The sequence below is a fragment of the Streptomyces sp. NPDC032126 genome, assembly GCF_055580085.1.
Genome location: NZ_JBVIMA010000006.1, coordinates 147,305 through 158,991 on the forward strand (window position 1 = coordinate 147,305; position 11,687 = coordinate 158,991).

The 11,687-nt window shown below is 73.2% G+C and carries 10 protein-coding genes; 2 read left to right on the forward strand and 8 right to left on the reverse strand.

Going from position 1 to position 11,687, the window contains the following annotated elements:
- Positions 1 to 47: 47 nt before the first annotated feature.
- On the reverse strand, positions 48 to 566 hold the full coding sequence (locus ACZ5NW_RS23055) for a DUF6668 family protein (RefSeq protein ID WP_468745776.1): 519 nt from the start codon (positions 564 to 566) through the stop codon (positions 48 to 50).
- 199 nt (positions 567 to 765) lie between these two features.
- Between ACZ5NW_RS23055 and ACZ5NW_RS23060 the strand changes: the two genes are divergently transcribed.
- Positions 766 to 1,998, forward strand: a complete 1,233-nt coding sequence (locus tag ACZ5NW_RS23060; RefSeq protein ID WP_468745777.1) for a tetratricopeptide repeat protein — start codon at positions 766 to 768, stop codon at positions 1,996 to 1,998.
- 33 nt (positions 1,999 to 2,031) lie between these two features.
- Here the strand turns inward: ACZ5NW_RS23060 and ACZ5NW_RS23065 are convergent, their stop codons facing one another.
- From ACZ5NW_RS23065 to ACZ5NW_RS23095, 7 genes are all read right to left on the reverse strand, one after another.
- Positions 2,032 to 2,979, reverse strand: coding sequence for a M28 family metallopeptidase (locus ACZ5NW_RS23065; RefSeq protein ID WP_468745778.1), 948 nt, complete (start codon positions 2,977 to 2,979; stop codon positions 2,032 to 2,034).
- Positions 2,980 to 3,158: 179 nt separating this feature from the next.
- On the reverse strand, positions 3,159 to 3,635 hold the full coding sequence (locus ACZ5NW_RS23070; RefSeq protein ID WP_468745779.1) for a VOC family protein: 477 nt from the start codon (positions 3,633 to 3,635) through the stop codon (positions 3,159 to 3,161).
- A 117-nt stretch (positions 3,636 to 3,752) separates the two neighbouring features.
- Positions 3,753 to 5,780, reverse strand: a complete 2,028-nt coding sequence (locus ACZ5NW_RS23075) for an AAA family ATPase (protein ID WP_468745780.1) — start codon at positions 5,778 to 5,780, stop codon at positions 3,753 to 3,755.
- Positions 5,777 to 6,664 carry a hypothetical protein gene (locus tag ACZ5NW_RS23080; protein ID WP_468745781.1) on the reverse strand — a complete coding sequence of 296 codons (888 nt, stop codon included), beginning with the start codon at positions 6,662 to 6,664 and terminating at the stop codon, positions 5,777 to 5,779. The genes ACZ5NW_RS23075 and ACZ5NW_RS23080 overlap by 4 nt, the downstream gene beginning before the upstream one ends.
- Positions 6,665 to 6,698: 34 nt before the next feature.
- Positions 6,699 to 9,023: a WD40 repeat domain-containing protein gene (locus tag ACZ5NW_RS23085; RefSeq protein WP_468745782.1), complete on the reverse strand. Its 2,325-nt coding sequence runs from the start codon at positions 9,021 to 9,023 to the stop codon at positions 6,699 to 6,701.
- 100 nt (positions 9,024 to 9,123) lie between these two features.
- Complete coding sequence (rarD, locus tag ACZ5NW_RS23090) at positions 9,124 to 10,074, reverse strand: EamA family transporter RarD (protein ID WP_468746162.1); 951 nt, start codon at positions 10,072 to 10,074, stop codon at positions 9,124 to 9,126.
- 199 nt (positions 10,075 to 10,273) lie between these two features.
- Positions 10,274 to 11,128 (reverse strand): SDR family oxidoreductase, encoded by an 855-nt coding sequence (locus tag ACZ5NW_RS23095; RefSeq protein WP_468745783.1) that lies wholly within the window; start codon positions 11,126 to 11,128, stop codon positions 10,274 to 10,276.
- A gap of 124 nt (positions 11,129 to 11,252) precedes the next feature.
- On the opposite strand from ACZ5NW_RS23095, the gene ACZ5NW_RS23100 reads away from it, so the two are divergent.
- Positions 11,253 to 11,672, forward strand: a complete 420-nt coding sequence (locus ACZ5NW_RS23100; protein WP_468745784.1) for a winged helix-turn-helix transcriptional regulator — start codon at positions 11,253 to 11,255, stop codon at positions 11,670 to 11,672.
- Positions 11,673 to 11,687: the final 15 nt, after the last annotated feature.

An 11,687-nucleotide genomic window follows, 5' to 3' on the forward strand; every position in this document is an offset into this window, starting at 1 on the left:
CTCGGCGAACCTCGCTTGCTCGGCGCACGCCTGTAATTGCTCACGCATTATATGCGTGCGCATGTAAGTCGCGCCAGTGCCTCCGTACCGCGCGGTGGCGGACCCGTCAGGTCGCCCAGACGCCATGCCTCGTGCCACGGCACCCGGTACACGTCGATGACCGACTCGATCAGCCCCACGCGGTGCGCCAGCGGGCGCGGCAGCCGGCCCGGGGCGTCCGCGACCAGGACCACCGCGTCCAGGTCCAGGCCGTAGGGGGCCTCGCCGCGCCGGAAGAGTTCCAGCGTGCGCAGCGCCGACTCCAGGCCGGTGACGTGGGTGCGGGCCACCAGCAGGACCGACGCCGGAGCGCCCGGCCCCGGCCAGTCGCGGCCGCAGTCGTGTCCGCCGTACACCGCGGCCAGCGTGGTCGCGCCCGCTCCGCCGTGCGTGGCCAGCCACGAGAAGCGGCGCGGGGAGGGGGCGTGGGCGGCCGCCGGATCGTACGGCCGCTCCTCGGGCGGTACGGTGACCGGGCCGCGGATCCAGATCTCCGGCCCGCGCTGACCGCCGTCCGTCGTACGCATCCGCCCCGCCCCTCCTCGTGTCGCCGACCCCGACCCCGGCCCCGCGCCCCGGTGGATTCCTGGAACGAGGCTGTGACGTCGTGGTGACGCGCCCGCCGGGGGTGAGCGGAGAGACTCAACAGTACGTGTACGACCGGATCGTGACGCTGGGGAGCGTGAGCCGTACGGCTTCCCCACGCATCCGAGTGTGAGGGAACCGATGTCTCGACTGAGCCGCGAGAAGAAGCGGGAAGACCGGCGCGGCGCCGGACCGGCCGCCGCCGTGGTGGTGCCGCTCGACGTGCGTGTCCCCGGTGCGGGGGCGGCCGGGGCGACGATCGGCGGAGTGCCGGTCATCGCGACCGGCGAGGAGGAGATCCAGCACGCGGTCCTGCGCCACCTCCACCGCATCGCCCTCGCGACCGGCCACCCGGTCCTCGCCACGGTCCACGACACCCGCATCGGCTACGTCGTCCCGCTGCGCGTCGAGACGGACGGTTCCAGCCACTTCTCGGGGGAGCCGGTACGGATGGGGGTGCTGGGGGAGGCGGCCAGGCAAGGGGGCGCGGCGGCGGTCACTGAGCCTCGGGTGCCGGGGGTGCCGGTCGGTGGGGCCGAGCCCGGCGCCGCCGTCGAACCCGTTGATCGCGTCGACCCCGTCGATCCCGAGCGGTCGGCCGTCGTCGACTCCGCGCCCACATTCCGGCTGCGGGCGGTCGAGGCGCCGGTGGAGCGGGAGACGCCGTCGGCACCGGGCGTCCAGGCCACGCCGGACACTCCGCCCGCGCCGGGTACCGTCCTCGCCCCGACCGGGGTCTTCGGACCGCCGCCCACGATGGACGCGAGCCCAGCCCCCTCTGTCACCCCCAACCCCTCTGCCACCCCCGATCCCGACCCCGACCCCAAGCCCACCCCCGCCCGGGGATTCGACGCCGTTGCCGAAGCCGTGCTCGGGGAGGATCCGCGTACGCTCTCCGGCAAGGACGGGGTGCCCGTGCTGCTCGGGGAGCCGGTGGCGCGGATCAACGCGGCCGTGCGGGCCGGGCGGATAGACGCGGCGGCCCAGATGGCCGAGCGGACCGTCGTCGAGGCGTCGGGCACGCTCGGACCCGAGCACCCCGAGGTGCTCAGGTTGCGCGAACTCACCGCGTACATCGCCTACTTGGCCGGTGACCCGCTCCGCGCCTTCCATGTCTCCGTCGACCTGGCCGGGATCCACCGCCGCGCCGGGGACGCCGAGGCCGCCTACGGCAACGTACAGAGCGCGGCGTCCGCCTGGCGGGCCGTGCGCGACCCGTTCCAGGGGCTGAACCTGGGGACCGAACTCCTCGGCCTGTGGACCGAGTTGGCGGCCGAGGAGGGCAGCCCCGCGGCAGAGGACGCCGAACAGCTGGAGTCGGCCCGCGCCCGGATGCTCCGCCTGGCGGACCGGGCACGGGCCAAGGGCGACTAGGCCCGACTAGGCCCCTCCTTCAGACCTTGGGCGTTACGACGACAGGGCCCACACCGCGTAGGCGATCGCGTCCGCGTTGTGGTCCAGGGCCGTGTCGTTGATGTTGGCCGAGGTGTCGCAGGAGGAGTGGTAGCAGCGGTCGAACTCCTGGCCCGCCGTACCGCCCCACTTGGCCGCCTGGGCCGACGTCTTCACGTAGTCGGCCCCGGAGAACAGGCCGCCCACAGGGACCCCGGCGTTCTTGAAGTACGCGTGGTCGGAGCGGCCGTCGCCCTCGGTCTCGATCTCGGTGGGGATGCCGAGGCCGGCGTAGTAGTTCTTGAAGGTCTGCTCGATGGCCGGGTCGTCGTCGTAGACGAAGTAGCCGGGGTTCGGCGACCCGATCATGTCGAAGTTCAGATAGCCCTTGATGCGTGAACGGTTCGTCGAGGACAGGTTGTTGACGTAGTACCGGGATCCGATCATGCCGAGTTCCTCGGCGCCCCACCACGCGAACCGCAGATGCTTGGTGGGGTGGTAGCCGGCGCGGGACACGGCGAGGGCGGTCTCCAGGACGGCGGCGGAGCCGGATCCGTTGTCATTGATGCCGGGACCCGCCGTCACGCTGTCGAGGTGCGAGCCGGACATGATGACCTGCGTGGTGTCACCGCCGGGCCAGTCGGCGACGAGGTTGTAGCCGGTACGGCCGGAGGACGTGAACTGCTGGACGGTGGTGGTGAATCCGGCCGCGTCCAGCTTGGCCTTCACATAGTCGAGGGACGCCTTGTAACCGGCGCGGCCGTGCGCCCGGTTGCCGCCGTTGGCGGTGGCGATGGACTGGAGCTGGGCCAGATGCGCCTTGACGTTGGCCACGGGGATGTCGGGAGCCGCGGCGACCGTCGGGGAGTCGGGCGCCGCGTCGGCTATGGACCCGGTGGCGAGGAGGGTGACGGCGGCCACGACGGCAGCGGCCGACGCCCGCCCGGAAACGGAGAGCTTCATGGTGGGGGGGCTCCGGATTCCGAGGGAGACCCCGTGGGTTCGCCACAGGGTGTCCACAGTGAATGGGGTGCCTGGATGGTGAAGCTGTGACTGACTCTCCGTCAAGAGCGCTATCTGGACAGGAAGTTCGGATACCGGGACCGATGCGGGCGGCCCCGGCCGGATCCGAAGGAAAGTCCCTAGTGCACGCAGAACTCGTTGCCCTCCGGGTCCGCCATCACCACCCACTCCCCGGAGGGCTCCTCGACCTCCCGCAGCACGCTCGCGCCGAGCGCCCGCAGCCGTTCGACCTCCGCCGCGCGGCGCCCCTCGCCGGGATGCAGATCGAGATGGAGCCGGTTCTTCACGGTCTTGGCCTCGGGCACCCGCTGGAACAGCAGCCGCCGGCCCAGTCCGGTGCCGCTCTGCTCGTCATAGGGGTCGTCGGGGTGTCGTACGGCCATCAGGTCACGGAACGCCGGCCGCCCGTGGTACTCGACGGTGGCCGCGCCCGGCAGCGCGCCGAGCTCCAGCAGCCGCTCGACGAGGGCGCTGTTGTCCTCGGCCGTGTAGTGCAGCGCGCCGGCCCAGAAGTCGGCCTGCGCGTGCGGGTCGGCGCAGTCGATGACGAGTTTCCAGTGCGTGGGGGCGGGGGTGGCCGCGGCTTCTTCCGTCATGCAGCCCTTTATAGGGCCGGGCGAACGCCCCCGGGCCGCCCGTCGGAAACTCCGGAGTGTCGTACCGGGCCGGACACTGCGGATCGGGCGGCCGGGGGTCAAGCCGTCCGGCGGGGGTCAGTGGGCCGTCGGGTGCGGGGTCGCCAGGAGGTCCTGCCAGTGGTCGCGGAGGGTGGCGCCGAGAGCGTCGTGGAAGAGGCGGTAGACGGTGGTGCCGTCGGCGGTGTCCGCGGTGAGGTAGCCGCCCAGCGGTGAGCCGAGCAGGTCGGCGATGTCGGTGTCGCCGTAGGAGCGGTCGGGGTCGTCGGCGACGGCGTTGGCGAAGGCGGGCCAGATGCGGCGCCACGGGATGCCGCGGCCGCGGGCGAAGGCGACCGCCCGCAGCAGATGGACCGCCTTGAGCCGGTCCTCGGGATCCTGCCGGTGCGTGTGCAGGTCGGCGCGGAACACCCCGAGCACACCGTCGTCGACGGCCGTGAGCCAGGAGCGGTCGCCCGGGTCGACGACGGCGGGGCGACGGGCGAGGTTGGCTGCGGCGATCCGGGTGATCAGGAACGAGGTGCCGGCCCGCGCCGCCAGCGCCTCCGCGACGGCACGGGCCAGTTCGGGCGCCGCCGGGACGTAGGGGCTGCCCGGCGTGCCCGTCAGGATCCGGACGGCGTACTCGCCGAGGTCGCGCCGGTCCCACCAGGGTGCCTCGTCGACGCGGATCCGGTGGGCCGCGAGGGTCCGTTCCGCCTGGTCCGCGAGGGGGATGCCCCGGGCGGGCCGCCCGGCGGGCGACGTGCCGTCGTCGCCGCCGGGGGAGCGCACGCCCACCAGCAGCCGCACCCGGTCCCGGCCGGGATCGAGCCGGGCCAGCACTGTGGTCAGCACGGTGGCGGGGCGGTCGGCCTCGTCGAGCGCGTCCACCACGACGGTGACGGGCGTGTCGCGGGTGGCGAGCCAGCGCTGCCAGGCGTCGATCCACTCCGCCGCCGAGGAGGCGGCTCCCGACGTCGCGGGTGCCGGCACACCGAGCGCGGCGGCGAGCTGCGCGATGATGTCGGCGGCGGTCTTGCCCGTGGCCAGCACCGCGGCGTCCACCGCTCCCTCGGCGGGCCGCAGCTCCGGGGCGACGGCGGCGAGCTTGTCGTGGTGGCGGGCGCGGAACACCGGGTCGCTGAAGGTCACCAGCCAGGCCAGCGCGGCCGACTTGCCGCTGCCCGCGCCACCGGTGACCACGGTGGCCGCCGCCGGACCGGCCGACGCGGCGATCAGGTCCCGCAGCAGCCGCTCACGGCCGGTGAACAGCCACCCGGCGTCCTCCACGCGGCCCACCCCCCGGGACCGCGGCTCCCAGTGTGTCTCCAGGTCCTGCCGGGGCAGCGCAAGATCACTGCGCCGGGCCTCGACGGGGGCGGTGTCCGACGGACGGTAGTGCGGGTTGGGCAGGCACGGGTGGGGACCGGAGACCCGGCCCCCGGGCAGCGGGATCAGCCGCCGTCCGGGACCGAGTCTGGCGGCCACGCCCTCCAGGAACACCCGTACGTCCAGCAGCGGGGCGCGACGCCCCGCGTACTGCTCGCCCTCCCGTGAGCGCAGCTCCGCGAGGAACTCCGTCACCGCGCCGGTCAACGCGCCCTCCACGGCCTCCTGGTCCCGGGTGGCGCTGGGCAGCACCAGCCAGGTGTCCGGCAGATCCTTCTCGAAGGCGGCCACCTCGCGCAGGGTCGCCCCGGCGAAGCACTGGTCCAGGATCATCAGCAGATGGCGGATCCGGGTGTCCTTCAGCCATCCGATCAGGTCGACCGTGCGCAGCGCGGTCGCGGCCAGCCGGTCCGACTCGCTGGCCCGCAACACGGTCCAGTGAGCGCCGTCCCGGGTGACGCCGTGCCCGGTGACGAAGACGACCGCGGCGTCCGCCTCGCGCCAGCGGCGTCGCGGCGGGGGATCCTCCAGGGCGTCGCGCACCTGCTGTTTGGTCGGGTTCGCGGCCAGCTCGGGATGGGCGTGGACGAAGGGCGGCGTCCCCAGGTCCGGCGCGCACAGCCAGTCGGCCAGCGCCCGCACCTCGGCGTCGACGGCGAGAGGCTTGAACTCGGGGTCGTCGTACTCGCCGGTGGCGATGGCGACGAAGTGCCGCCGCCGGATCTCCTCGCTCACCGGGCCAGCTCCGGCAGCGCGGCGAGCAGCGCGTCGCCGGTCTGCCGCTTGCCGAGATAGCGGGGGGCCGCGTGGGCGTCGCCCCCGTTGTCGACGGGCTCGTCCTTCACCCCGGGCCAGTACCGTGCCAGATCGCCCGCGAAGGTCACCGGGTCGTGCGGATCCCGTACGTTCACCCAGGCGCCGACGTTCGCCGGCAGCCCCGCCGAGCCATGGGCGGGGTCGGGCAGCATGGCCCGTACGAACCGCGCCCCGAGCGGTGAGCCCAGCGTCAGCAGCAGATCCAGCCGGTGCGCGGGATGGCGCCGTACGCACTCGAAGGCGACCACCGAGCCGAGGGAGTGCCCGATCAGGACCCGGGTGCCGGAGGTCAGCGCGGCGTCGACGACGCCGTCCACGGCCGCCTTGAGCCGGCGGTCGCGCAGATAGCGGCGGACCTGGCGGAAGGAGCCGACGAACAGCAGGGCGGCGCCGGGGCCGAACCGCCAGTCCAGCGCGCGGCAGACATGCTGGAGTGCCCTCGGGACGCGGGTGTAGCCCTTGACCCCGGCCCGCTCCGCCGCCCGCAGGGCGTCGTCGCCGGCCGCCTCGGCGGCGGCGTCCACGAGGCCGGCCAGCTCGTCCTCGGCCAGATCGGAGAGATCGGCGAGATCGGACAGATCCTTGCTGCGAAGGCCCTTGGTGGGGCGTGCGGGGGTGTCGGCGCCGTGGGCGTCTTCGAGGAACAGCCGCCCATAGTAGGCGAGCCCGAACGGCAGCTCCCCGACCGGAGTCTCGGCGGCCGCCTCCACTCCGTCCTCCAGCGCGGGACCCCAGCTCGCGAGCAACTGCTTGCGGCCGAGCTGATGCTGGGCGATTCCGTGGATGCCCAGGATGAGTGTCATCGATACCCCCGAGGTGTCGGGACCAACCGGTCGATCAGATATCAAGGCGCAGGGAGGCCATCAGCAGACCGCGGCCCCCGATGAACAACGTCAGTTCCGTGCCCGTCACGATCGGGGCCACGTCGCCCACCGGCCCCGGCACCCGCAGGACGCCGGACACGGGGCGACGGGTGGCCAGGTCCCACACCCGTACGTCGCCCGCGAAGCTTCCGGTGACGATGAGGACACGGCCGTCGGGCGCCTGTGCCACGGCGGTCGCGGTCACGAAGCTCGTGTGGCCGATCAGCGGATCTCCGACCAGGTCGCCCGTCGCGGGGTCCCACACCACGGCGTTCAGGTCCCGGCCGGTGATGGCCACGCCGCGGCCGTCCGGCAGCATGGCCGCGGCCAGCGGCGTGATGACATCTACGGTCCGGGACGGGGCAGTGCCGACGCGGCGGCCCGTCGCCAGATCCCAGGTCACGATCGTCCTGTCGTCGCTGGCGAGGACGAGGACGCGCCCGTCGGACGAGGGCACCGCGGACACCGTGCTGACGTTGCCCACGGGGCCGGTCAGCGGCCCCCCGACCGGGTCGCCCGTCATGAGGTCCCACACGCCGACGGTGCCCCCGGCGTCGCCGGCGACGGCGAGGGCCCGGCCGTCGGGGAGCACCAGGGCGTGCACCGCGTTGACGGTTCTGGAGGTGTGGCCCACCAAGCGGGTGCCTTCACCGGTGCGCACATCCCACACCGGGACGGTCGAGTCCCTGCTGTCGTGGAGGAGGACGCCCCTGCCGTCGGGGAGCACGACAGCGGAGAGCGAGACGGCTCGGTGGGCTTCGGCGGGCAGAACCCCGTCGACGACCCGGAACGTCGCGAGGTCCGTCACCCGCACCGTGTCTTCGTCGTCGGTGCTGGAGAAGCCCAGGATGCGACCGTCGGGCAGGGCGAGAGCGGTGACAGCGTTGACGAAGTCGCTGACGTCGACCTGCGGTTCTGCGACGGGGCTGCCCGTCGCCAGGTCCCACACCCGTACGTCGAACCCGCCGGTGACGGCGAGGGCGCGCCCGTTCGGCAGCACCAAGGCGGTCGCCGACGCCACCATGGCGAGGCGGGCCAGGAGGCGGTCGGTGGGCTGATGCGCGGCCACGTCCCACAGCCGCAACGCACCGCTGTCCTCGCCGACGACGACGAGGGCCCGGCCGTCCGATGTCGTCATACCGGCCAGGGCTGTGATCTGCGTGTCATGGACGAGGGGCCCCTCGCCGACGGCCCGGCCGGACGGCAGGCTCCACAGCCGCACCGTCCTGTCCTCGCTGCCGGTGACGGCCACCGTGCGTCCGTCGGGCAGCGTCAAGGTGTCGATGGTGCCGACCGGCCCGCTGTGGCCGGTCGGTGCGGCGAGGAGTCGGCCCGAGGGCAGGTCCCAGATCCGGACCGTACCGTCGGTGCCGCCGGTGACGGCGAGGGCCTGGCCGCCGGGCAGCAAGGTCGCGGACGCCACGAGCACCTCGCGGTCGTGTCCGGTCAGGGGCGTTCCGACGGGCTCACCCGCGAGAAGGTCCCACAGGCGGACCGTGCCGTCGGTGCCGCCCGTGACGGCGAGGGCCCGCCCGTCGGGAAGGACCAGGGCGGCGACGGCGGCGATGCCGTCGGCATGGCCGGTCATGTACTCACCGATGGGCTGACCGGTGGCCAGGTCCCACGCCCTGACCACGTTGTCGTCGCCGCCGGTGACAGCGAGGACGCGGCCGTCGCGGAGCGTGAGGGCGGCGATCTTGTAGCTGGTGGAGGGGATCGGAACGGGTTCTCCCGACGCCAGCCCCGTGGCCAGGTCCCACACGCACAGCGCGGTGCTGTCGGCGGCGACGTCGACGGTGACGACGAGCGCGTTTCCGTCGGGCAGCACCAGCCCGGTGGCCACGCTCATCTGCCGGGTGACCGGCTCCCCCTCCTCCAGCGGCCAGTCCGCCCAGAGCATGCGCCAGTCGCCGCGGGGCTCCGGCTCGCCCGGCATCCCCGCGGACCGTGCGTACGCCCACAGCGTCGTCGCGTTGTCGCGCGGCGCGTCCCAGTCCCACGCGTGCGCCGCGAGCCGCCACACCCTGAGCAGATCCCGCGCCGGCTTCCGCAGCGACGCCGCGTCGAACGTTCCGGCGGCGGACACCGCCCGTAACCGCCCCGCGTCCACGTACGGCAGGAACTCCCACGACAGGAACCGCTCGTCCAGCACGCCGCCCGCCGCCGCGTGCTCCACCGCGTGCCGTCGTACGTACGCCGGTGGCGCGCCGCCCGCGTCGCCCGGGCCGGTCATCCGGGCCAGCGCTGTGGCGATCCGCGCCTCCACGGCCCGGCGCTCCGCCGCGGCATCCCCCGCCATGCGACCACTCCCGCCACAGTGGATCGTCCTGCTCGAGGCCCACTGTAGGAGGTGTGCCCGGCGGGGCTGGGGGAGTTCGCCGAATCCCGCGTGGCGCGGGCTACGCCTGTACGTCCACCCCGTCCGTCGCCGAAGCCGAAGCCGAAGCCGCAGTCGGTGTCTGGCGCGGTTGCGTCAGCGCTGCCACTGCCTTCGTGCCCTCCGCCTCCGCCAGCGTCAGCCTCGTCCGGCGGGATGTCCTCAGGGCGTCCGCCGTGAGGAGGACCAGGGCCAGCCACACCAGGGCGAAGCCGGCCCAGCGTTCCGCCGGCATCTCCTCGCCGAAGTACACGACGCCCAGCAGGAACTGGAAGACCGGCGCGAGGTACTGGAGCAGGCCCAGCGTGGAGAGCGGCACGCGGATCGCGGCGGCGCCGAAGCAGACCAGCGGGAGGGCCGTCACGAGGCCGGTCGCCGCCAGCAGTGCCGAGTGGCCCGCGCCCTGCGTGGTGAAGGTGGAGTGGCCCTGGGCGGTGAGCCACAGGAGGTAGCCGAGCGCGGGCAGGAACTGGATCGCGGTCTCGGCGGTGAGGGACTCGACGCCCCCGAGGTTGACCTTCTTCTTGACCAGCCCGTAGGTCGCGAAGGAGAAGGCGAGGATCAGGGAGATCCACGGCGGGCGGCCGTAGCCGATGGTCAGGACGAGGACCGCGGCGAGGCCGACGCCGACCGCCGCCCACTGCGCGGGCCGCAGCCGCTCCTTGAGGATCAGCACGCCCATCGCGATGGTGACGAGCGGGTTGATGAAGTAGCCGAGGGACGCCTCGACGACCCGGCCGTTGTTCACGGCCCAGATGTAGACGCCCCAGTTGACGGAGATGACGGCCGCGGCGACCGCGACGAGCGCCAGTCGGCGGGGCTGTCGCAGCAGCTCACCGGCCCAGGCCCAGCGCCGCAGGAAGACCAGCGCGAGGGCGACGACGACGAGGGACCACACCATCCGGTGGGCCAGCACCTCGAACGGCCCGGCGGGCTTGAGGAGGGGGAAGAAGAGGGGGAACAGCCCCCACATGCCGTAGGCGGCGAAGCCGTTCAGCAGACCTATCCGTGCCTCGCCCTTGGTCGTCCCGCCCACCGGTTCCTCCTTCTCGCGGCCCACGCGCACACGCGTGGCTCGAAGGTAACGCCGGGCACCCCCGGCTGTCATGTCCGTATCGCCATACGGTCATGACAGTCGGGGGTGGGGGCGCTCAGGGCCCGGACGGGGGAGTTCAGCCCTTGAGCGCGGCGGTGATCGCCTCGGAGATCGGGGACGTCGGGCGGCCCGCCAGGCGGGAGAGGTCACCGGAGGTCACGACCAGCTCGCCCTTCTCGATGGACGCGTCGACGCCGGCGAGGATCGCGGCGAAGGGCTCGGGCAGGCCGGCGCCGGTCAGGATGCCCTTCAGGGTGTCGCCGTCGACCGGGTTGTAGGCGATCTCCTTGCCGGTCTGCGCGCTCAGCTCGGCCGCGTACTCGGCGAAGCTCCACGCCGCGTCGCCGCCCAGCTCGTACGTCTGGTTCTCGTGGCCCTCACCGGTCAGTACGGCGACCGCGGCGGCCGCGTAGTCGGCGCGGGAGGCGGAGGAGACGCGGCCCTCGCCCGCGGCGGCGACGACCGCGTTGTGCTCCAGCACCGGGGCGAGGTTCTCGGTGTAGTTCTCGTGGTACCAGCCGTTGCGCAGCAGCGTGTAGGGCAGGCCGGAGGCGAGCAGCGCGCGCTCGGTGGCCCGGTGGTCGTCGGCCAGCGCGGCGGTCAGCGAGCCCGGGGCGCTGGTGTACGCCAGCAGCGCCACGCCGGCCGCCTTCGCCGCGTCGATGACCACCTGGTGCTGGCCCGGGCGGCCCTTGTCGAACTCGTTGCCGGAGATGAGCAGCACCTTGTCGCCCGCGGCGAAGACGCCGTCGAAGGTCTCGGGGGTGTTGTAGTCGGCGATCGCGAGCTTCACGCCGCGCGCCGCGAAGTCCGCCGCCTTCGCCTGGTCGCGCACGACGGCCGTGATCTGCTCCGCGGGGACCTTCTCCAGCAGCTGCTCCACGACGTGGCGGCCGAGGTGTCCGGTGGCTCCGGTGACGACGATGCTCATGATTCAGAACTCCCTGTGGGGCGCGTAGGCACTAACCATGCGTATGGACTAACCGTGCGTATGCGCTAACCATAGGAGAGGCACTAACTGAGCGAAAGTACCCACTTTGAAGTAAGGTACTGGCATGGCCGTAAGTAAGCAGCAGTATCAGGGCTCCGCGCCCGGCGAGGCCGAGGCCCTGTGCCCCTACCGCCTCGTCCTGGAGCACCTCACCAGCCGCTGGGGCGTCCTCGTCCTGATCGCGCTTCTCGACCGCTCCTACCGCTTCAGCGAGCTGCGGCGGGCGGTCAGCGGCTTCGGCCGGGGCGTCAGCGAGAAGATGCTCACCCAGACCCTTCAGACCCTGGAGCGCGACGGGCTCGTCCACCGCGACGCCAAGCCCGTCATCCCGCCCCGCGTGGACTACTCCCTCACCGACCTCGGCCGCGAGGCGGCCCAGCAGGTGCGGGCCCTCGCGGCATGGACCGAGCAGCGCATGTCGGACGTGGAGAAGGCCCGCCTCGCCTACGACGAGGCCCGGGAAATCCAGTCCCGGGCCTCGTGACCGACGAGCGGCCGC

What these genes read in the sequence shown, in the direction of transcription:
- ACZ5NW_RS23055 (WP_468745776.1), bottom strand. Translation starts at nt 566, where the DNA reads ATGCGTACGACGGACGGCGGTCAGCGCGGGCCGGAGATCTGGATCCGC.
- ACZ5NW_RS23060 (WP_468745777.1), top strand. Translation starts at nt 766, where the DNA reads ATGTCTCGACTGAGCCGCGAGAAGAAGCGGGAAGACCGGCGCGGCGCC.
- ACZ5NW_RS23065 (WP_468745778.1), bottom strand. Translation starts at nt 2,979, where the DNA reads ATGAAGCTCTCCGTTTCCGGGCGGGCGTCGGCCGCTGCCGTCGTGGCC.
- ACZ5NW_RS23070 (WP_468745779.1), bottom strand. Translation starts at nt 3,635, where the DNA reads ATGACGGAAGAAGCCGCGGCCACCCCCGCCCCCACGCACTGGAAACTC.
- ACZ5NW_RS23080 (WP_468745781.1), bottom strand. Translation starts at nt 6,664, where the DNA reads ATGACACTCATCCTGGGCATCCACGGAATCGCCCAGCATCAGCTCGGC.
- ACZ5NW_RS23085 (WP_468745782.1), bottom strand. Translation starts at nt 9,023, where the DNA reads ATGGCGGGGGATGCCGCGGCGGAGCGCCGGGCCGTGGAGGCGCGGATC.
- rarD (WP_468746162.1), bottom strand. Translation starts at nt 10,074, where the DNA reads ATGTGGGGGCTGTTCCCCCTCTTCTTCCCCCTCCTCAAGCCCGCCGGG.
- ACZ5NW_RS23095 (WP_468745783.1), bottom strand. Translation starts at nt 11,128, where the DNA reads ATGAGCATCGTCGTCACCGGAGCCACCGGACACCTCGGCCGCCACGTC.
- ACZ5NW_RS23100 (WP_468745784.1), top strand. Translation starts at nt 11,253, where the DNA reads ATGGCCGTAAGTAAGCAGCAGTATCAGGGCTCCGCGCCCGGCGAGGCC.